The following is a 19,837-nucleotide window of genomic DNA, read 5'->3' as shown; positions in this document are numbered from 1 at the left end:
TCAGATTCGGGTCAGGGCAAGGCCAGCCCAGGTGGCGAGCAGCCCGCCCAGCACGCTGGCGGCGGCATAGCCGAAGGCCAGGGGCGCCTGTCCGCTTTCGAGCAGGCGCACGGTATCCAGTGAAAAGGATGAAAAGGTGGTCAACCCGCCGACGAAGCCGACAATCAGCCCCGCACGTACCTCGATCGGCACGCCGGGCTTGTTGAGAAACAGGCCGTACAGCACACCAATGATCAGGCAGCCCACCAGATTGACCGCAAGCGTAGCGAGATAGAAGTGCCGTGGCCAGTGGGCATTGACCCAGTTGCCCGCCGCAAAGCGAAGCAAGGTGCCAGCAATACCTGCGGCGCTCACCGAAGCGATCAGGGCAATCACGTTTTTCTCCGTTGACGGGGGCTGTTGCGGTCCAGTTCGGCAAGGTGGCGCAGTTTCTCGCCAATCTTCAATTCCAGGCCACGTGGCACTGGCTGGTAATAGGGGCGTGGCTCGAGCTCGTCGGGGAAGTAATCTTCGCCTGCTGCGTAGGCATCCGGCTCGTCGTGGGCGTAGCGGTACTCATCGCCATAGCCCAGTTGCTTCATCAGCTTGGTCGGTGCGTTGCGCAGGTGCAGTGGCACTTCGAGCGAGCCATGCTCGGCGGCCTCGCGCAAGGCGGTCTTGAAGCCCATGTAGACGGCGTTGCTCTTGGGTGCGCAGGCAAGGTAAGTGATGGCCTGAGCCACCGCCAGCTCGCCCTCGGGGCTGCCCAGGCGTTCCTGGACATCCCAGGCTGCCAGACACAGGCTCAGTGCGCGGGGGTCGGCGTTACCGATGTCCTCGCTGGCCATGCGCACCACGCGACGGGCGATGTACAAGGGATCGCAACCGCCATCGAGCATGCGCGCGAACCAGTACAGCGCACCGTCAGGATTGGAGCCGCGCACCGACTTGTGCAGCGCTGATATCTGGTCATAGAACGCCTCGCCACCCTTGTCGAAGCGGCGGCGGCTGTCGCCAAGCAGGCTTTGCAGCATCTGCACGTCGATTTCGCTGCCATCCTCGGCAAGGTCGGAAGCGTTCTCGAGGAAGTTGAGCATGCGTCGACCATCACCATCGGCGGCAGCCATGAGCATTTTGAACGCCTCATCGCCGACCCGCAGGTTGCGCTTGCCCAGCCCACGTTCTTCGGTCAGCGCACGGTTGACCAACTTGCGCAGGGCCGCTTCGTCCAGGCTCTTGAGCACATAGACCCGAGCCCGCGACAGCAAGGCGTTGTTCAGTTCGAACGAAGGGTTTTCGGTGGTGGCGCCGATGAACAGCAAGGTGCCGTCTTCGACGTAGGGTAGGAAGGCATCCTGCTGGGACTTGTTGAAGCGGTGCACTTCATCTACGAACAGGATGGTACGCCGACCATACTGGCCGGCCTGCTGCTTGGCCACCTCGACGGCCTGGCGGATTTCCTTGACCCCCGCCAGCACCGCCGAGACCGTCTCGAAATGTGCATCGCAAAACTGCGCAAGCAGCCGGGCCAGCGTCGTTTTGCCAACCCCCGGCGGCCCCCAGAAGATCATCGAGTGCAGCGCACCCTGCTCCAACGCTTCACGCAGCGGCTTGCCGCGCGCCAGCAGGTGCTCCTGGCCCACGTACTCGTCCAGGTTGGACGGACGCAGGCGAGCAGCCAGAGGCTGGGCAACGGGTTCGCTTCGAAACAGGTCCATGATGCCTCGCGTTACTCCTGGATGACGTCGGCGCCTTCCGGGATCTTGAACTGGAACGTGCTCGCCGGGACAGCCTGGTTGGCCTTGACCCCGTTGAACAGGATGTTGGTGCGCTGACCGACGCTGTCGATCAGTTGCATGTCATTGATCAGCCCTTTGCGGAACGAGATGCGCAGGGAGTCGAACAGCGTGTCCCTGGTCTTGGGCTTGAGGGTGAAGTCCATGACCTCGCCCTGCTCCTTCGACGCGATGTCGAAGCTCTGGCTGATCTTGGAGACATCGCCGGACAGCAGCAGCGCCGGGGTCTGGCTCAAACGCACATCAAGCTTCTTGACCGTGGCCTGTTCCAGGTCCGGGTCCCACAGGGTGACTTTTTGCCCATCGGACACCACCACCTGCTCCTGCGGAGCATCGGTGTGCCAGTAGAACAGCCCCGGACGCTTGACCGTCATCTTGCCGGTCGTTTCCTGCAAGCTGGTGCCGCTGGCATCCAGGGTCAGCTGGGAGAAGTTGGCCTCGATGGTCTGGGACTTTTCCAGCAATTGGGTCAGGCGCTGTACGTCTTGCTCACCGGCATGAGCCGTAACCGAGCCCAGGGTCAGGGCAGAAACCAACAGCATGCGAATCGCGCGCATGGGAATCCTCATTGAGCAGTGAATAGGCCGAACGCCGTCGTTGGCGCCCGGCAAAGTGATCATCAATCGCGCGGGCCACCCGGGGCAATCACTTCCCGCGAGCCGTTGCTGTTCATCGGGGTGACTACGCCGGCCATCTCCATCGCCTCGATCATCCGCGCGGCACGGTTGTAGCCGATCTTGAGCTTGCGCTGTACCGCGGAGATCGACGCCCGGCGGCTCTCGAGCACGAACTGCACCGCTTCGTCGTACAGGGCGTCGGTTTCCGCATCGTCACCATCGCCACCACCGCCGCCACCTTCGAAGCCGCTGCCGGCCTCTTCGACACCGTTGAGGATGTCGTCGTTGTAGTCCGGTGCGCCACGCAGCTTCCACGCCTCGACCACGCGATGCACTTCATCGTCGGACACGAAGGCACCATGAACACGGATCGGTAGGCTGGTACCCGGCGGCATGTAGAGCATGTCACCATGACCGAGCAGCTGCTCGGCACCGCCCTGGTCGATGATGGTCCGCGAGTCGATCTTGCTCGACACCTGGAACGCCATGCGGGTCGGGATGTTGGCCTTGATCAGGCCGGTGATCACATCGACCGACGGACGCTGGGTGGCGAGGATCAGGTGGATACCGGCCGCCCGCGCCTTCTGGGCGATACGCGCGATCAGCTCTTCGACCTTCTTGCCGACGATCATCATCATGTCGGCGAATTCATCGACAACCACCACGATGGTCGGCAGGGTCTTGAGCGTCGGCGGCTCGTCTTCCATGCTCTCGCGACGGTACAGCGGATCGTGGATGACCTCACCCGCTTCCTGGGCGTCCTTGATCTTGCGGTTGAAGCCCGCCAGGTTACGCACGCCCATGGCAGCCATCAGCTTGTAGCGGCGCTCCATCTCGGCGACGCTCCAGCGCAGGGCGTTGGCGGCGTCCTTCATGTCGGTGACCACCGGGCACAGCAGGTGCGGAATGCCTTCGTAGATCGACAGTTCGAGCATCTTCGGGTCGATCATGATCAGCCGCGCATCTTCAGGGCCGGACTTGAACAGGATCGAAAGGATCATCGCGTTCACACCCACCGATTTACCGGAACCAGTGGTACCGGCCACCAGCAAGTGCGGCATCTTGGCAAGGTCGGTGATCACTGGCTTGCCGCCGATGTCATGACCCAGCGCGAGGGTGACCGGCGACTTCTGCTCGTCGTACTGCGGGGTCGACAGCACTTCGGAGAAGCGCACCATCTGGCGGTTCTCGTTGGGGATTTCGATACCCACGGTTGTCTTGCCGGGGATCACCTCGACCACCCGCACGCTGGTCACTGCCAGCGAACGCGCCAGGTCCTTCGCCAGGTTGGCGATGCGGCTGACCTTGACACCTGCAGCCGGCTGGATTTCGTAACGGGTAATCACCGGGCCCGGATGGATGGAGTCCACCGACACCTCGACACCGAACTCCTTCAGCTTGATTTCCAGCAGGTGACCGACGCCAGCCAGCGACTCGGGCGAATACTCGATCTTCTTCTGCTCGGCTGGGTCGAGAATGGAGATCGACGGCAGCGTGCCTTCGACGGCGCTGTCGACGAACAGCGGCGCCTGCTTTTCCTTCATCACCCGCTTGCTCGGTTCGGGGGCCTTGGGCGGCGGCGTGGGTATGTTGATCACCGGGGCCGGCTGTTGCTCGCGCTGGGCCACGTGCTTGGTGAGTGCCTCGTCGCGCTCGATGATGCGCTCGCGGGCCTTGATCTGCTCGCGTTTGTCCGCGACCACAGGAGCAACCACCTCATCGACCTGGTCATCTACCTCGCGCAGTTGCGCCACCAGGCGCTTGCGCTCGTTGCGCGCCTCCCACCAGCGAGTGGCTGCGCCCTGCACCAGTTCGAACAGATCGAGGGTGATCTTGCCGGTGACATCCATCACCTTGAACCAGGACAGATCGGTGAACACGGTCAGGCCGAACAGGAACAGGGCGATGAACATCAGCGTGCTGCCCTGCACATTCAGCAGGTTGCGCGCCAGGTCACCCAGGCTTTCACCCAGGGCACCGCCTGCGGAGAACGGCATGCTCGCAGTAGGGTGGAAATGGATATGCGCCAGCGCCGCGCCCGACAGCACCAGGAACACCAGGCCGATCAAGCGCCAGGAGAACAGCCAGCCGCTCCATTGCCAGGGCTGATGGCGCTCGCGGAAGATCTGCCAGGTCTTGATTGCCAGCAGCAACGGGAAAATGTAGGCGAAGTAGCCGAGCACCATGAACAGGATGTCGGCGAAGAAGGCTCCGGCGCGCCCGGCAGCATTCTGCACCTGGTCGACGTTGCTGGTGTGGCTGAAGCTCGGATCGGACGTGTCGTAGGTCAGCAGCGCCATCCACAGGTACAGGCACAGGGCACCGACGGCGATCAGCGCGCCTTCCTTGAGGCGATAATGCAACTGCTGGCGCCACAATGGCACGGGCAAAGGGGTCGGGGTTGCGGTGGATTTCTTCAAAACGCGTCTATTCCTGCGCTCGCTGCGCGTTAAATAGTGATCGAGCCGATGACTGGCCGACGAACCACTACTTTTATCATTACTGCCCGCCTGCCGCCATGGCGGCACGCCGCATGGCGCATGAACGGAGGGCCGATTTCCATGGGTGCAATTTGAGCATGCATTTTGTTCTGTGACAAAGGCTTATGCTGTATTTTTGCACAGGTATGACAGCAAATGTCCGGGTTGGTGCCGGATGGCTCATTAATGCGTAGGAAACCGCCGTATACGCTGTGCCAAAACCACCCATGGCGGGCAGGAACCAATCCCATTCGCTGGCAGCCCCTCAGGCAGCACAAGGCCAGACGTTGACCACGTTTCTTTCAGCCGCCATGCTGCCCTCTCCCCTCCCCTACCGCCGAAAGACCATGCTCACCTGGCTGACCCGCGACTCGCTGACCTTCCCGCCCCTGGAAAAAGCCCTGAACGAGCCCAACGGCCTGCTCGCCGCCGGTGGCGACCTGACGCCAGAGCGCCTGATCCAGGCCTATCGTCATGGCTGCTTTCCCTGGTACCAGGACGGCCAACCCATCCTCTGGTGGTCACCGGACCCGCGCACCGTACTCTTCCCGGACGAGTTGCACGTTTCGCGCTCACTGGCCAAGCTCCTGCGCCAGGGTCGCTATCAGGTCAGCTTCGACAGCGACTTCGAACGGGTCATCGCCGCTTGCGCCGCTCCGCGCGACTACGCCGACGGCACCTGGATCACCGACAGCATGCAGGCCGCGTACTGTGAACTGCATCGACGCGGCATCGCCCATTCGGTGGAGGTGCGCCAGGATGGCGAGCTGGTCGGTGGCCTGTATGGCTTGGCCATGGGCCAGCTGTTCTTCGGAGAGTCCATGTTCAGCCGTGCCGACAACGCTTCGAAGGTCGGCTTCGCGACCCTGGTCGAGCACCTGCGCCAGGCCGGCTTTGCCCTGATCGACTGCCAGATGCCGACCAATCATTTGCACAGCCTCGGTGCTCGCGCCATCAGCCGCGCCGAGTTCGCCCGTTATCTCGCGCGCCACCTCGACCAGCCCAGCAAGGCAACCTGGGTTCGCTAGGCGAGTTCCCATTGCTGGCATACACTTAAGACAACGTCTTGCCGAGGGGTCGATCATGACAGAGTTGGCGCGGTTGAAGTTCTATGCCACTCAACCTCACTCCTGCAGCTATCTGCCGGAGGAGCAGGCGACCACGCTGTTCCTGGACCCCAGCCAGCCGATGGACGTCCATGTGTACGCCGACCTTTCTGAAATGGGTTTTCGTCGCAGCGGCGATCATCTCTATCGCCCGCACTGCCAGAATTGCAATGCCTGCGTGCCGGCGCGCATCCCCGCGGCACGCTTCATCCCCAACCGCCAGCAGCGGCGCATCCTCAAACGCAACGCCGACGTCACCGTCACCGCTGCGCGCCCAGCGTTCAAGGAAGAGTACTTCGACCTGTATCGACGCTACATCGAACAGCGCCATTCGGACGGCGACATGTACCCGCCCAGCCGCGACCAGTTCTCCACCTTCCTGGTACGCGACCTGCCATTCTGCTGGTTCTACGAGTTCCGCCTCGAAGGCCGCCTGCTGGCGATCGCCGTGTGCGACCTGCTGCCCAACGGTCTTTCGGCGGTCTACACCTTCTACGAGCCCGATGAAGAACGTCGCAGCCTGGGGCGCTTTGCCATTCTCTGGCAGATCACCGAAGCGCTGCGGCAGAATCTCGAGGCTGTCTACCTGGGTTACTGGATCAAGAACTGCAAGAAGATGAACTACAAGACCCAGTATCGCCCCATCGAATTGCTGATCAACCAGCGCTGGGTCAGCCTCAACTGAAAGCATTGGCTTGAAACACAGTTTTCGGGCATAATCCACGCCACTTTTTTTGCCCGGTGCAGTCGTGCGTCGGGCCATCACTGGATACCGAGGGCTTTACTGCATGTCGAAAGAAGACAGCTTCGAAATGGAAGGCACTGTCGTCGACACCCTGCCCAACACCATGTTCCGCGTGGAGTTGGAAAACGGGCACGTCGTTACCGCGCACATCTCCGGCAAGATGCGCAAGAACTACATCCGTATTCTCACTGGCGACAAGGTCCGCGTCGAACTGACACCATACGACCTGAGCAAGGGCCGCATCACCTACCGCGCCCGCTAAGCTCCAGCCATGAAAAAGCCCGGCCTATGTGCCGGGCTTTTTTGTAGCTGCTTGAATGTAGACCGGCTGTGCCTGTGATCGCGACCAAAGCCGCTCCCACAGGCACAGCGCGACACCGCTGTTACGCAACCTCGGCCGTGGTCTCGAAATCGAAGACCAGCTCACCGTCACGCAACTCGACATGCACCACGCCACCGTGCTCGGACAGCTCACCGAACAGGATCTCCTCGGCCAGCGGCCGCTTGATCTTGTCCTGGATGAGCCGTGCCATCGGCCGTGCGCCCATCTGCACGTCGTAGCCCTTGACTGCCAGCCAGCCGCGCGCCTCGTCGCTGACCTCCAGCAACACGCGCTTGTCTTCCAGCTGGGCCTGCAGCTCGATGAGGAACTTGTCGACGATACTCTTGATCGTCTCGTGACTCAGGCGGCCAAACTGGATGATGGTGTCCAGGCGGTTGCGGAACTCCGGCGTGAAGCTCTTGCGGATGACTTCCATGGCATCGGACGTGTGATCCTGCTGGGTGAAGCCGATCGAGGCACGCGCCGCGGTCTCGGCACCCGCGTTGGTGGTCATGATCAGGATCACGTTGCGGAAGTCAGCCTTGCGCCCGTTGTTATCGGTCAGCGTCCCGTGGTCCATCACCTGCAGCAACAGGTTGAAGACTTCAGGATGGGCCTTCTCGATCTCATCGAGCAGCAGTACACAGTGCGGTTGCTTGGTGATCGCCTCGGTCAGCAGACCGCCCTGGTCGAAACCGACATAGCCGGGCGGCGCACCGATCAGGCGCGACACGGTATGCCGCTCCATGTACTCGGACATGTCGAAGCGCACAAGCTCCACCCCAAGCGCCTTGGCCAACTGACGTGCAGCCTCGGTCTTGCCGACACCGGTAGGCCCTGCGAACAGGAACGAACCGACCGGCTTGTCCGGCGCCTTCAGGCCTGCACGCGACAGCTTGATGGCGGTGGACAGCGAGTCGATCGCCGCATCCTGACCGAACACGGTCAGCTTGAGATCACGCTCCAGGTTACGCAGCAGCTCCTTGTCGGAACTGGTGACGTGCTTCGGCGGAATCCGCGCGATCTTGGCGACGATGTCCTCGACCTGCGGCACCTCGATGCGCTTGACCCGGCTGGCTTCAGGCTGCAGGCGCTGGTATGCACCCGCTTCATCGATCACGTCGATGGCCTTGTCCGGCATGTGGCGGTCATTGATGTAGCGAGCAGCCAGTTCTGCAGCCGCGCGCAGCGCCTCATCGCTGTACTCGATGTTGTGGTGGCTTTCGAAACGCCCCTTCAGGCCACGCAGGATACCGACGGTATCTTCCACCGACGGCTCGCTGACATCGACCTTCTGGAAACGCCGCGCCAGGGCACGGTCCTTCTCGAAGATGCCACGGAATTCCTGGAAGGTGGTCGAGCCGATGCAGCGGATATCCCCGGAGGACAGCAACGGCTTGAGCAGGTTGGAGGCATCCATCACCCCACCGGATGCCGCACCGGCACCAATGATGGTGTGAATCTCGTCGATGAACAGGATTGCCTGCGGACGCTTGCGCAGCTCGCCGAGCAGCGCCTTGAAGCGCTTCTCGAAATCGCCGCGGTATTTGGTGCCGGCCAGTAGCGCCCCCAGGTCGAGCGAGTAGACCACGCTCTGCGCCAACAGGTCCGGCACCTGGCCATCGACGATACGCTTGGCCAGGCCTTCGGCGATGGCAGTCTTGCCGACGCCCGCCTCCCCGACCAGCAGCGGGTTGTTCTTGCGGCGACGGGCCAGGATCTGCGCGACGCGCTCGACCTCCTGCTCACGCCCCACCAGCGGATCGATACGACCGGCACGGGCCAGCTCGTTGAGGTTGCTGGCATAGGCGTCCAGCGGGTTGCTTGACGAGGACGCCTCGCCCCCCTCCTCATCCTGCATTTCCTGGTCGCTGTCGGCATGCGGACCGTGCCCCGGCACCTTGGAGATGCCATGGGCGATGTAGTTGACCACATCGATGCGCGCCACGCTCTGCTGCTTGAGCAGGAACACGGCCTGGCTTTCCTGTTCGCTGAAGATCGCTACCAGCACGTTGGCACCGGTCACTTCACGCTTGCCGGAGCTTTGCACGTGGAAAACGGCGCGCTGCAGCACACGCTGGAAACCGAGCGTGGGCTGGGTTTCGCGGTCCTCGTCGTGGACGGGAATCAGTGGCGTGGTCGAATCGATGAACTCCTGCAGGTCATGCTTGAGCTTGTCGAGATTGGCGCCACAGGCGCGCAGAACGGTCGCGGCGGCCTCATTGTCAAGGAGTGCCAGCAACAGGTGTTCGACGGTCATGAATTCATGACGCTTCGAACGGGCCTCCTTGAAGGCCAGATTGAGGGTGACTTCGAGCTCGCGGTTTAACATAGCTTCACCTCATACCCAAGTGGTCGGCGATTAACCGTCCTTCTCGATTTCACAGAGTAGCGGATGCTGGCTTTCTCTTGCGTATTGATTGACCTGCATGGCCTTGGTCTCGGCGATGTCGCGGGTAAACAATCCGCACACTGCCCGGCCCTCGGTATGGACGGTCAGCATGATCTTGGTCGCCAGCTCGCGGTTCAGACTGAAGAACGTCTCGAGCACTTCGACGACGAAATCCATCGGCGTGTAGTCATCATTGAACAAAACCACCTTGTACATCGGTGGCGCCTGCAGGATCGGCTTGGCTTCCTGCACTGCCAGACCTGCACCGTCGTCCTCATCGGACTTCGGATGATCCTGATTGAATGTTAGTCGAATCTGCCTGAGTGCATGCATGGAAAGAATTTCATCATATCGACAGGTTAGGGTAATGGATTGACCGCGCAGTCACCGCAGGAGCGGCCGCCGCATGACCTTGACTATCGGCAAAACGGTGTTACAACCAATAAGAACCCACCGTGGTCTATAAAGATCCGCGCAGTCAACCAGATTTTTCGCACGGTTCGTATGCGGATGAAGTGGATGATACTCCAGTGATGGAGTCCTTTGCAGAGGGACATAGGGATGGCAAGCGGTAAAGTCAAGTGGTTCAACAATGCCAAGGGCTATGGGTTCATCAACGAAGAGGGCAAGACAGACGACCTGTTCGCCCACTATTCGGCGATCCAGATGGACGGCTACAAGACATTGAAGGCCGGCCAGACCGTCTCCTTCGACATCGTCCAAGGCCCCAAGGGACTGCACGCGGTCAATATCTCCAGCCCCAACACCACGGTAGGCACCTCGCAGGCGAACACGGCTGCCGAAGCCTGACCCCCGACTCCTGTCCTATACGAAAAAACTGGCCGCCTCTTTAATATGAAGAGACGGCCGGTTTTTTGTTACCTCACATGTGCTTGATCATCTCATCGCCGAAGCCCGAGCTGCTCACCAGCCTGGCGCCGTCCATCAGGCGCTCGAAGTCGTAGGTCACGGTCTTGGCGGCGATCGCGCCGTTGGTACCCTTGATGATCAGGTCGGCCGCTTCGGTCCAGCCCATGTGCCGCAACATCATTTCGGCAGACAGGATCACCGACCCCGGATTGACCTTGTCCTGCCCGGCATACTTGGGCGCAGTGCCATGGGTCGCCTCGAACATGGCCACGGTATCGGAAAGGTTGGCGCCCGGCGCAATACCGATACCGCCCACCTCCGCCGCCAGCGCGTCGGACAGGTAGTCGCCATTGAGGTTGAGCGTGGCAATCACGTCATACTCGGCCGGACGCAGCAGGATCTGCTGGAGCATGGCGTCGGCAATGGCGTCCTTGACGATGACTTCGCGGCCCGATTTCGGATTGCGGAACTTCATCCACGGGCCGCCATCGAGCAGCTCGGCGCCGAATTCGTCTTTCGCCACTTCGTAACCCCAATCCTTGAAAGCACCCTCGGTGAATTTCATGATGTTGCCCTTGTGCACCAGGGTCAGCGACTCGCGATCGTTGTCTACCACGTACTGCAGGGCCTTGCGCACCAGGCGCTTGGTGCCCTCGCGCGAGACCGGCTTGACCCCGATGCCGCAGTCCTGGTCGAACCGGATCTTGGTGACGCCCATTTCCTCCTTCAGGAACTTGATCACCTTGTTCGCCTCGGGCGAGCCAGCCTTCCACTCGATACCGGCGTAGATATCCTCGGAGTTCTCGCGGAAGATCACCATGTCGACATCGCCAGGCTTCTTCACCGGGCTGGGCACGCCCTGGAACCACAATACCGGGCGCAGGCAGACGTACAGGTCGAGCTGCTGGCGCAGGGCGACGTTCAGCGAGCGGATACCGCCACCCACCGGCGTGGTGAGCGGGCCCTTGATCGACACCACGTAGTCGCGCACCGCATCGAGGGTCTCCTGGGGCAGCCAGGTATCCTGGTCATAGACCTGCGTGGCCTTCTCGCCGGCGTACACCTCCATCCAGGCAATCTTGCGCTTGCCGCCATAGGCCTTCTGCACGGCGGCATCCACCACCTTGATCATGACCGGAGAGACATCGACACCAATGCCATCGCCCTCGATGTAGGGGATGATCGGGTTGTCGGGAACGTTGAGCGAATGGTCTGCATTGACGGTGATCTTGGCGCCATCCGTCGGAACCTTGATTTTCTGGTATCCCATGCTTGCACTACTCCGCTGTCGGGTGTGGTTGGACATCATGCGATCCAATGAGCCTAAACCACATCCGCCGACCTGCAAGCCGGACAGCCCCGGCACCTGCGGCATCACGCCACATTGCCCGTACATCTTTGGTCTTATAAAGGCGTCGATATCACTTCGCCTTGCTGATTAGCCCAAAGGGTTTGATATACTCCGGCCCTGACCGCAGGGTCATCGGGGCGAACCCTTGGAAAATGCGGCTCGCCCTCGGCCAGGAAAGGCCAGAAAGCCTGGGCTGTTACCGCATCCCAGCATTTGACGCTCGACTGATGCATCCACCATCACCGCTCGCAGCCTCTCGACCATCCGCTCATGGCGTCGCCAGGGCGAAGCGCCTACCCTGCGCACCTCGAGACTCGAGTACGCTCAGCACATAGAGAGTTAACCCGCATGCCCACCCGTTCCAAGATCATCTACACCTTCACCGACGAAGCCCCCGCCCTCGCCACCTACTCGCTGCTGCCGATCATCGAAGCCTTCACCGCTTCGGCTGACATCGCCGTCGAAACCCGCGACATTTCCCTGGCTGGCCGTATCCTCGCGGCGTTCCCGGAACAACTGGGCGCAGAGAAGCAGGTAGGCGATCACCTGGCGGAACTGGGTCAGCTGGCCACCACCCCTGAAGCCAACATCATCAAGCTGCCGAACATCTCCGCTTCGGTTCCACAGCTGAAGGCGGCGATCAAGGAACTTCAGGCCAAGGGCTTCAACATCCCCGACTACGCCGACGAGCCGGCCAGCGCCGAAGAGAAAGAGTCCCGCGCGCGCTACGACCGCATCAAGGGCAGCGCCGTGAACCCGGTACTGCGCGAAGGCAACTCCGACCGTCGTGCACCGCTGTCGGTCAAGAACTACGCTCGCAAGCACCCGCACAAGATGGGTGCCTGGGCCGCCGACTCCAAGTCGCACGTTGCCCACATGACCCAAGGCGACTTCTACGGCAGCGAGAAAGCCGCGCTGATCGAGGCTGACGACAGCCTGCGCATCGAACTGGTCGGCAAGGACGGTTCCACCAGCGTCCTGAAAGAGAAAACCGCCGTCAAGGCCGCCGAAGTCATCGACTGCGCCACCCTGAGCCGCAAGGCCCTGAAAGCCTTCATCGCCGAGCAGATCGCCGATGCCAAGGCTTCTGGCGTACTGCTGTCGGTGCACCTGAAAGCCACCATGATGAAGGTTTCCGACCCGATCATGTTCGGCGTCATCGTCGAAGAGTTCTACAACGACGTGCTGACCAAGCACGCGGCTGCGCTGGCCGAAGTGGGCTTCAACGCCAACAACGGCATCGGCGACCTGTACGCCCGCATCAAGGACCTGCCAGCCGACAAGCAGGCCGAGATCGAAGCCGACATCCAGGCCCTGTACGCCGTTCGCCCGGCCCTGGCCATGGTCAACTCCGACAAGGGCATCACCAACCTGCACGTACCGAGCGACGTCATCGTCGACGCTTCGATGCCAGCGATGATCCGCGACTCGGGCAAGATGTGGAACGCCGCAGGCGAGCTGCAAGACGCCAAGGCGATCATTCCGGACCGCTGCTACGCCGGCATCTACCAGGCCACCATCGAAGACTGCAAGAAAAACGGCGCCTTCGATCCGACCACCATGGGCAGCGTACCGAACGTTGGCCTGATGGCGCAGAAAGCCGAAGAGTACGGTTCCCACGACAAGACCTTCCAGATCAAGACCGACGGCGTCGTACGCGTGGTCGATGGCAAGGGCAACGTCGTTCTGGAGCAGAACGTCGAAGCCGGTGACATCTTCCGCATGTGCCAGACCAAGGACGCACCGATCCAGGATTGGGTGAAACTGGCTGTCAACCGCGCCCGCCTGAGCAACACCCCTGCGGTGTTCTGGCTGGACCCGGCTCGCGCCCATGACGGCGTGATGATCGAGAAGGTACAGAAGTACCTGAAGGATCACGACACCACTGGCCTGGACATCCGCGTCCTGGCACCGGTCGACGCCATCAAGTTCTCCCTGGCTCGCATCCGCGAAGGCAAGGACACCATCTCGGTGACCGGCAACGTGCTGCGCGACTACCTGACCGACCTGTTCCCGATCATGGAACTGGGCACCAGCGCCAAAATGCTGTCGATCGTGCCACTGATGAACGGTGGCGGCCTGTTCGAGACCGGCGCCGGCGGTTCGGCACCCAAGCACGTGCAGCAGCTGGTCGAAGAGAACTTCCTGCGTTGGGATTCGCTGGGTGAATTCCTGGCCCTGGCTGCCTCCCTCGAGCACCTGGGCAACACCTACGACAACCCACGTGCCAAAGTACTGGCCAACACCCTGGACCAGGCCACTGGCAAGTTCCTCGACACCAACAAGTCGCCTTCGCGCAAGGTCGGCGGTATCGACAACCGCGGTAGCCACTTCTACCTGACCCTGTACTGGGCCCAGGCCCTGGCTGCCCAGAGCGACGACGCTGCCCTGCAGGCACGCTTCGCCCCACTGGCCAAGACCCTGACCGAGAACGAAGCGACCATCGTCGCCGAGCTCAACGCCGTCCAGGGCAAGCCGGCCGACATCGGTGGCTACTACGCGCCTGATGCCGAGCTGACCGCCAAGGTGATGCGTCCAAGCCAGACCCTGAACAGCGCCATCGCCGCGCTGTAAGGTTCGCTTGAAGTAACAGCACAAACCCCGGCCACGCACCGGGGTTTGTGCTTTCTGGATAAATGATATCTAGCGGCCAATGCGAACCCTTAGGGAGCTGTTCATGACCTGGCAACCCCACATCACCGTCGCCACCATCGTCGAACACGAGGGCAAATTCCTCTTCGTCGAGGAGTTCAAGGCTGGCAAGCACGTCTTCAACCAACCCGCCGGCCACCTCGAAGCCAACGAAACCCTGCCCCAGGCCGCCCTGCGCGAAACCCTCGAGGAAACCGCCTGGGAGGTCGAATTGACCGGCGTAGTCGGTATCTACCTCTACACCGCGCCGAGCAACGGCGTGACATACCAGCGTATCTGCTTCGCCGCCCGCCCCCTGCGCCACCACCCCGAGCGAGTCCTGGACAGCGACATCACCCGCGCCCTGTGGCTGACCCGCGACGAACTGCTGGCCGACCCCACGCGCTGGCGCAGCGAGTTGGTGCCACGCTGCCTCGACGACTATCTCGCAGGCCCGCTGCACAGCCTCTCGCTGCTGCGCGACTGACGCGGATGCGCCGTCCTGATAGAATCGGAATTTTTCCCCCAGATACACATCGGTAGCCATGACCAGCCCAACACCCAAAGACCCTTCCAGGACCCGCGTCATCGTCGGCATGTCCGGCGGCGTGGACTCTTCCGTCTCCGCCCTTCTGCTCATGGAGCAGGGCTACCAGGTGGAAGGTCTGTTCATGAAAAACTGGGAGGAGGATGACGGCACCGAGTACTGCACCGCCCGCGAAGACCTCGCCGACGCCCAGGCCGTGTGCGATCGCATCGGCATCAAGCTGCACACCGCCAACTTCGCCGCCGAATACTGGGACAACGTGTTCGAGCACTTTCTCGAAGAGTACAAGGCCGGCCGTACACCCAACCCGGACATCCTCTGCAACCGCGAAATCAAGTTCAAGGCCTTCCTTGACTACGCCCTGTCGCTGGGTGCCGACCTGATTGCCACCGGTCACTACGTGCGCCGCCGCGATACCGGCGAGCTGACAGAACTGCTCAAGGGCCTGGACCCGAACAAGGACCAGAGCTACTTCCTGCATGCCGTGGGCGGCGCGGAAATCGCCCGCACCCTGTTCCCCGTTGGCGAGCTGGAAAAGCCCGAAGTACGTGCCATCGCCGAAAAACACGGCCTGGCCACGGCGAAGAAAAAAGACTCCACCGGCATCTGCTTCATCGGCGAGCGTCGCTTCAGCGACTTCCTCAAGCAGTACCTGCCCGCCCAGCCTGGCGAGATCCAGACCACCGACGGCGAAGTGATCGGCCAGCACCACGGCCTGATGTACCACACCATCGGCCAGCGCCAGGGCCTGGGCATTGGCGGCCTGAAAGACGCCGGCGACGAGCCCTGGTACGTGCTGGAAAAAGACCTGGCGCGCAATGTGCTGGTGGTGGGCCAGGGCAACGAACACCCATGGCTGTTCTCCCGCGCCCTGCTCGCCTCGGACATCTTCTGGGTCAACCCGTTCGACCTGAGCAGCCCACGTCGACTCACTGCCAAGGTGCGCTACCGCCAGAGCGACCAGCACTGCACCCTGGAACGCACCGCGAACGGCTACCGCGCGGTGTTCGACGAACCGCAACGCGCCGTGACGCCGGGTCAATCGGTGGTGTTCTATGACGGCGAGGTATGCCTGGGCGGCGGCGTGATCGAGAGCGCCGAGCCTTGGAGCCCACGCGCATGAGCAATCTGCAGGAGCAACTGATCGCCCTTGGCGGCGTGTTCCAGGCTGCTGTGCTGGTCGATCGCATCGCCCGCACCGGGCAGGCCAGCGAAGCCAATATCGGCTGCATGCTCGGCAGCCTGCTGGTACGCGACCCGAACAGCACCCTGGAAGTGTTCGGCGGCGACGACCTGAACCTGCGTGACGGCTACCGCGCACTGGTCGGCGCCCTGGAGCGCGACCCCAGCAGCTTGCAACGCGAGCCGCTGCGCTACGCCCTTTCGATGCTGGGCCTTGAGCGTCAACTGGCCAAGCGTGGCGACCTGCTCGACACCATCGGCAACCGTCTGCCGCAGATCCAGTCGCAAGCCGATCATTTCGGCCTGGTTCACGAAAACGTCATCGCTTCCAGCGGAGCCTTGTACCAGGACACCCTGAGCACCCTGCGTCAGCGCATCCAGGTGCACGGCGACATGCGCTTCCTGCAGCAGGCCAGCAACGCCTCGAAGATCCGCGCCCTGCTGCTGGCGGGCATCCGCGCCGCACGCCTGTGGCGCCAGCTGGGCGGGCATCGCTGGCAGTTGGTGTTCAGCCGACGCAAGTTGCTCAATGAGCTGTACGACATGATGCGCGCGCCTTCCTGACCTGTAGGAGCGGGCTTGCGCGCGAATGCGATGCCGGACTCACCGCCGCATTCGCGGGCAAGCCCGCTCCTACAGGAACCGCGACACGCGTTTCGACGGCCGACCTTTGGTCAGCCACCCGACCCAGGCGCAATTTTCATGTATGATATGCGCCCTTCCAAAAGCCTGACTGTCCGAGAACACCCCATGCAGCTCTCTTCGCTCACTGCGGTTTCCCCTGTAGACGGCCGTTACGCCGGCAAAACCCAGGCCTTGCGCCCCATCTTCAGCGAATTCGGCCTGATCCGTTTCCGCGCCCTGGTCGAAGTACGCTGGCTGCAGCGTCTGGCCGCCCACCCGCAGATCGGCGAAGTGCCGGCGTTCTCCGCCGAAGCCAACGCTCTGCTGGACAGCCTGGCGACCGACTTCAAGCTCGAGCACGCCGAGCGTGTGAAAGAAATCGAGCGCACCACCAACCACGACGTCAAGGCGATCGAATACCTCCTCAAGGAGCAGGCCGCCAAGCTGCCTGAGCTGGCCAAGGTCAGCGAGTTCATCCACTTCGCCTGCACCAGCGAAGACATCAACAACCTGTCCCACGCCCTGATGCTGCGCGCCGGTCGTGACGAGGTGCTGCTGCCACTGATGCGCCAGATCGCCGAGGCCATCCGCGCCCTGGCCCACCAGCACGCCGACGTGCCGATGCTGTCGCGCACCCACGGCCAGCCGGCCTCGCCGACCACCCTGGGCAAAGAGCTGGCCAACGTCGTCTACCGCCTGGAGCGTCAGATCGCCCAGGTCGCCGCCGTGCCGCTGCTGGGCAAGATCAACGGCGCCGTGGGCAACTACAACGCCCACCTGTCGGCCTACTCGCAGATCGACTGGGAGCAGAACGCCCGCGCCTTCATCGAAGACGAACTGGGTCTGCAGTTCAACCCGTACACCACCCAGATCGAGCCGCACGACTACATCGCCGAGCTGTTCGATGCCATCGCTCGCTTCAACACCATCCTCATCGACTTCGACCGCGACGTCTGGGGCTACATCTCGCTGGGCTACTTCAAGCAGAAGACCGTCGCCGGCGAAATCGGCTCCTCGACCATGCCGCACAAGGTCAACCCGATCGACTTCGAAAACTCCGAAGGCAACCTCGGTATCGCCAACGCGCTGTTCCAGCACCTGGCCAGCAAGCTGCCGATCTCGCGCTGGCAGCGCGACCTGACCGACTCCACCGTGCTGCGCAACCTGGGCGTGGGCTTTGCCCATAGCGTCATCGCCTATGAAGCCAGCCTGAAGGGCATCGGCAAGCTGGAGGTCAACGAAGCGCGCATCGCCGCCGACCTCGACGCTTGCTGGGAAGGACTGGCCGAGCCGATCCAGACCGTCATGCGCCGCTTCAACATCGAGAACCCCTACGAGAAGCTCAAGGAGCTGACCCGTGGCAAGGGCATCACCCCTGAAGCGCTGCTGACCTTCATCGACGGCCTGGACATGCCGGCCGACGCCAAGGCCGAGCTCAAGCTGCTCACCCCGGCCACCTACATCGGCAACGCAGCCGCCCAGGCCAAACGCATCTGACCTGCGCCCTGCATACAACGCCCGGCTCAGCCGGGCGTTTTTATTCCCGGACGAAAATTACGTTTTTTCAATAGGTTGAACATGAATCCTGATACTCCACTGCAGCTGCTTGGCGGCCTCACCGCTCGTGAATTCCTGCGCGACTACTGGCAGAAGAAGCCCCTGCTGGTGCGCCAGGCCTTCACCGACTTCGAAAGCCCGATCGATCCGGACGAGCTGGCCGGGCTGGCCCTTGAGGAAGAGGTCGAATCGCGCCTGGTGCTGGAGCACGGCGAACGCCCATGGGAGCTGCGCCGCGGCCCGTTCGAGGAAGACACCTTCGCCACCCTGCCCGAGCGTGACTGGACCCTGCTGGTCCAAGCCGTGGACCAGTTCGTTCCGGAGGTGGCCGAGCTGCTGGAGAACTTCCGCTTCCTGCCCAGCTGGCGTATCGACGATGTGATGATCAGCTTTGCCGCCCCCGGTGGCAGCGTCGGTCCGCACTTCGACAACTACGACGTATTCCTGCTGCAGGGCCATGGCAAGCGCAACTGGAAAGTCGGCCAGATGTGCAACAGCGACAGCCCGCTGATCGAACACGCCGACCTGCGCATCCTCGCCGATTTCGAGCAGAGCGACGAATGGACCCTTGAGCCGGGCGACATGCTCTACCTGCCGCCGCGCCTGGCCCACTACGGTGTGGCCGTGGACGACTGCCTGACCTACTCGGTCGGCTTCCGCGCCCCAAGCGCTGCCGAAGTGCTGACCCACTTCACCGACTTCCTCAGCCAGTTCCTGCCTGACGAAGAGCGCTACAGCGACGCCGACGCCCAACCTGTCAGCGACCCACACCAGATCCAGCACGACGCCCTCGACCGCCTCAAGGCCCTGTTGGCCGAGCACATGGGTGACGAGCGCCTGCTGCTGACCTGGTTCGGCCAGTTCATGACCGAGCCGCGCTACCCCGAGCAGGTGGCAGGCGAGGCGCTGAGCGAAGAAGAGCTGATCAATTATCTCGAACAGGGCGCGATCCTGGTGCGCAACCCGAGCGCACGCCTGGCCTGGTCGGAAGTCGACGACAACCTGCTGCTGTTCGCCAGCGGCCAGAGCCGCCTGCTGTCCGGTCATCTGCGTGCTCTTTTGCAACTGATTTGTTCAGCCGACGCCCTGCACAGCGAAAACCTTGTAGAGTGGCTGGAAGACGAAGAAGGCCTCACGCTTGTCTGCCAGTTGGTTCAACAAGGAAGCCTGGGATTTGCCAATGAATAAGATCCGCGTTCGCCTCGCCGACTGGCATAAAGACAACGCCGATATCCATCGTATCCGCAGTGCGGTATTCGTCGCCGAGCAGCACGTGCCGCCAGAGCTGGAGTTCGATGCCGAAGATCCGACCGCGGTCCATTTCCTGGCCATGGAAGGTGACTACCCGATCGGCACCGCGCGCCTGTTGCCAGACGGCACCATCGGTCGAGTATCGGTGCTCAAGGACTGGCGAGGTCTGAAAGTCGGTGACGCGTTGATGAATGCGGTCATCATCGAAGCGCAGAACCGTGACCTCAAGCAGCAGATGCTCAGCGCCCAGGTACATGCCACACCCTTCTATGAGCGCCTGGGTTTCAAGGTGGTCAGCGAAGAGTTCCTCGAGGCCGGCATCCCGCACGTGGACATGGTCCGCGATTCGCGCGAGATCGCCTGATCGGACGGGGCCGGCACTGCCGG

The 19,837-nt window shown here is 62.3% G+C and carries 18 protein-coding genes; 11 read left to right on the top strand and 7 right to left on the bottom strand.

Annotated features, from left to right (window positions below; all coding sequences use genetic code 11):
* The 4 genes from crcB to ftsK all read right to left on the bottom strand — a co-directional run bounded on the left by crcB (position 1) and on the right by ftsK (position 4,812).
* Entirely contained in the window at positions 1 to 375 is a 375-nt protein-coding gene (gene crcB / locus F6X62_RS06540) for a fluoride efflux transporter CrcB (protein WP_054892326.1), read from the bottom strand.
* Positions 372 to 1,697 carry a replication-associated recombination protein A gene (locus F6X62_RS06535; protein ID WP_054892327.1) on the bottom strand — a complete coding sequence of 442 codons (1,326 nt, stop codon included), beginning with the start codon at positions 1,695 to 1,697 and terminating at the stop codon, positions 372 to 374. Before F6X62_RS06535 ends, crcB begins: the two co-directional genes overlap by 4 nt.
* An 11-nt stretch (positions 1,698 to 1,708) precedes the next feature.
* Positions 1,709 to 2,332 carry an outer membrane lipoprotein chaperone LolA gene (lolA, locus tag F6X62_RS06530; protein ID WP_153773014.1) on the bottom strand — a complete coding sequence of 208 codons (624 nt, stop codon included), beginning with the start codon at positions 2,330 to 2,332 and terminating at the stop codon, positions 1,709 to 1,711.
* Positions 2,333 to 2,394: 62 nt separating this feature from the next.
* Entirely contained in the window at positions 2,395 to 4,812 is a 2,418-nt protein-coding gene (ftsK, locus tag F6X62_RS06525) for a DNA translocase FtsK (protein WP_065864366.1), read from the bottom strand.
* 407 nt (positions 4,813 to 5,219) lie between these two features.
* Here ftsK and aat point away from each other — a divergent pair, with 407 nt between their 5' ends.
* The 3 genes from aat (at position 5,220) to infA (ending at position 6,985) form a co-directional block, all read left to right on the top strand.
* The gene (aat, locus tag F6X62_RS06520) at positions 5,220 to 5,900 is read left to right on the top strand and encodes a leucyl/phenylalanyl-tRNA--protein transferase (RefSeq protein WP_153773013.1); all 681 of its coding nucleotides are present in this window, start codon (positions 5,220 to 5,222) and stop codon (positions 5,898 to 5,900) included.
* A 55-nt stretch (positions 5,901 to 5,955) separates the two neighbouring features.
* Entirely contained in the window at positions 5,956 to 6,663 is a 708-nt protein-coding gene (locus F6X62_RS06515) for an arginyltransferase (RefSeq protein ID WP_054892331.1), read from the top strand.
* Positions 6,664 to 6,766: 103 nt separating this feature from the next.
* Positions 6,767 to 6,985: a translation initiation factor IF-1 gene (gene infA, locus F6X62_RS06510; protein WP_002553999.1), complete on the top strand. Its 219-nt coding sequence runs from the start codon at positions 6,767 to 6,769 to the stop codon at positions 6,983 to 6,985.
* 121 nt (positions 6,986 to 7,106) lie between these two features.
* Here infA and clpA read toward each other — a convergent pair whose 3' ends face one another.
* Positions 7,107 to 9,377, bottom strand: a complete 2,271-nt coding sequence (gene clpA / locus F6X62_RS06505) for an ATP-dependent Clp protease ATP-binding subunit ClpA (protein WP_054892332.1) — start codon at positions 9,375 to 9,377, stop codon at positions 7,107 to 7,109.
* 30 nt (positions 9,378 to 9,407) lie between these two features.
* Positions 9,408 to 9,770, bottom strand: a complete 363-nt coding sequence (gene clpS, locus F6X62_RS06500; RefSeq protein WP_054892333.1) for an ATP-dependent Clp protease adapter ClpS — start codon at positions 9,768 to 9,770, stop codon at positions 9,408 to 9,410.
* 228 nt (positions 9,771 to 9,998) lie between these two features.
* On the opposite strand from clpS, the gene cspD reads away from it, so the two are divergent.
* A complete protein-coding gene (gene cspD / locus F6X62_RS06495) occupies positions 9,999 to 10,247 on the top strand; it encodes a cold shock domain-containing protein CspD (RefSeq protein ID WP_065864369.1) in 249 nt (82 codons plus the stop codon).
* A gap of 73 nt (positions 10,248 to 10,320) precedes the next feature.
* Here cspD and icd read toward each other — a convergent pair whose 3' ends face one another.
* A complete protein-coding gene (icd, locus tag F6X62_RS06490; RefSeq protein ID WP_054892335.1) occupies positions 10,321 to 11,577 on the bottom strand; it encodes an NADP-dependent isocitrate dehydrogenase in 1,257 nt (418 codons plus the stop codon).
* Between the two features lie 429 nt (positions 11,578 to 12,006).
* Here icd and F6X62_RS06485 point away from each other — a divergent pair, with 429 nt between their 5' ends.
* The 7 genes from F6X62_RS06485 (at position 12,007) to F6X62_RS06455 (ending at position 19,814) form a co-directional block, all read left to right on the top strand.
* The gene (locus F6X62_RS06485; protein WP_153773012.1) at positions 12,007 to 14,232 is read left to right on the top strand and encodes an NADP-dependent isocitrate dehydrogenase; all 2,226 of its coding nucleotides are present in this window, start codon (positions 12,007 to 12,009) and stop codon (positions 14,230 to 14,232) included.
* A gap of 103 nt (positions 14,233 to 14,335) precedes the next feature.
* Entirely contained in the window at positions 14,336 to 14,776 is a 441-nt protein-coding gene (locus F6X62_RS06480) for an NUDIX hydrolase (RefSeq protein ID WP_153773011.1), read from the top strand.
* A 58-nt stretch (positions 14,777 to 14,834) separates the two neighbouring features.
* Positions 14,835 to 15,959, top strand: coding sequence for a tRNA 2-thiouridine(34) synthase MnmA (gene mnmA, locus F6X62_RS06475; RefSeq protein WP_153773010.1), 1,125 nt, complete (start codon positions 14,835 to 14,837; stop codon positions 15,957 to 15,959).
* Complete coding sequence (gene hflD / locus F6X62_RS06470; RefSeq protein ID WP_054892339.1) at positions 15,956 to 16,582, top strand: high frequency lysogenization protein HflD; 627 nt, start codon at positions 15,956 to 15,958, stop codon at positions 16,580 to 16,582. The genes mnmA and hflD overlap by 4 nt, the downstream gene beginning before the upstream one ends.
* 186 nt (positions 16,583 to 16,768) lie before the next feature.
* A complete protein-coding gene (gene purB / locus F6X62_RS06465) occupies positions 16,769 to 18,139 on the top strand; it encodes an adenylosuccinate lyase (protein WP_153773009.1) in 1,371 nt (456 codons plus the stop codon).
* A gap of 81 nt (positions 18,140 to 18,220) precedes the next feature.
* Positions 18,221 to 19,387 carry a cupin domain-containing protein gene (locus F6X62_RS06460; protein ID WP_125930289.1) on the top strand — a complete coding sequence of 389 codons (1,167 nt, stop codon included), beginning with the start codon at positions 18,221 to 18,223 and terminating at the stop codon, positions 19,385 to 19,387.
* Complete coding sequence (locus tag F6X62_RS06455) at positions 19,380 to 19,814, top strand: GNAT family N-acetyltransferase (protein ID WP_054892342.1); 435 nt, start codon at positions 19,380 to 19,382, stop codon at positions 19,812 to 19,814. Before F6X62_RS06460 ends, F6X62_RS06455 begins: the two co-directional genes overlap by 8 nt.
* Positions 19,815 to 19,837 lie beyond the last annotated feature (23 nt).

Source organism: Pseudomonas sp. MNR3A (assembly GCF_009650575.1).
GTDB classification, from domain to species: domain Bacteria; phylum Pseudomonadota; class Gammaproteobacteria; order Pseudomonadales; family Pseudomonadaceae; genus Aquipseudomonas; species Aquipseudomonas machongensis.
Note: the sequence above shows the minus strand (reverse complement) of the source record. Positions and strands in the feature narration are given on the sequence as shown.

Bases quoted from the DNA above. Each gene is read 5' to 3' on its own strand.
- purB (WP_153773009.1), top strand. From the start codon at position 16,769: ATGCAGCTCTCTTCGCTCACTGCGGTTTCCCCTGTAGACGGCCGTTAC.
- mnmA (WP_153773010.1), top strand. From the start codon at position 14,835: ATGACCAGCCCAACACCCAAAGACCCTTCCAGGACCCGCGTCATCGTC.
- cspD (WP_065864369.1), top strand. From the start codon at position 9,999: ATGGCAAGCGGTAAAGTCAAGTGGTTCAACAATGCCAAGGGCTATGGG.
- hflD (WP_054892339.1), top strand. From the start codon at position 15,956: ATGAGCAATCTGCAGGAGCAACTGATCGCCCTTGGCGGCGTGTTCCAG.
- lolA (WP_153773014.1), bottom strand. From the start codon at position 2,332: ATGCGCGCGATTCGCATGCTGTTGGTTTCTGCCCTGACCCTGGGCTCG.
- aat (WP_153773013.1), top strand. From the start codon at position 5,220: ATGCTCACCTGGCTGACCCGCGACTCGCTGACCTTCCCGCCCCTGGAA.
- clpS (WP_054892333.1), bottom strand. From the start codon at position 9,770: ATGCATGCACTCAGGCAGATTCGACTAACATTCAATCAGGATCATCCG.
- clpA (WP_054892332.1), bottom strand. From the start codon at position 9,377: ATGTTAAACCGCGAGCTCGAAGTCACCCTCAATCTGGCCTTCAAGGAG.
- F6X62_RS06535 (WP_054892327.1), bottom strand. From the start codon at position 1,697: ATGGACCTGTTTCGAAGCGAACCCGTTGCCCAGCCTCTGGCTGCTCGC.
- infA (WP_002553999.1), top strand. From the start codon at position 6,767: ATGTCGAAAGAAGACAGCTTCGAAATGGAAGGCACTGTCGTCGACACC.
- F6X62_RS06460 (WP_125930289.1), top strand. From the start codon at position 18,221: ATGAATCCTGATACTCCACTGCAGCTGCTTGGCGGCCTCACCGCTCGT.
- F6X62_RS06480 (WP_153773011.1), top strand. From the start codon at position 14,336: ATGACCTGGCAACCCCACATCACCGTCGCCACCATCGTCGAACACGAG.
- icd (WP_054892335.1), bottom strand. From the start codon at position 11,577: ATGGGATACCAGAAAATCAAGGTTCCGACGGATGGCGCCAAGATCACC.
- F6X62_RS06515 (WP_054892331.1), top strand. From the start codon at position 5,956: ATGACAGAGTTGGCGCGGTTGAAGTTCTATGCCACTCAACCTCACTCC.
- F6X62_RS06485 (WP_153773012.1), top strand. From the start codon at position 12,007: ATGCCCACCCGTTCCAAGATCATCTACACCTTCACCGACGAAGCCCCC.
- F6X62_RS06455 (WP_054892342.1), top strand. From the start codon at position 19,380: ATGAATAAGATCCGCGTTCGCCTCGCCGACTGGCATAAAGACAACGCC.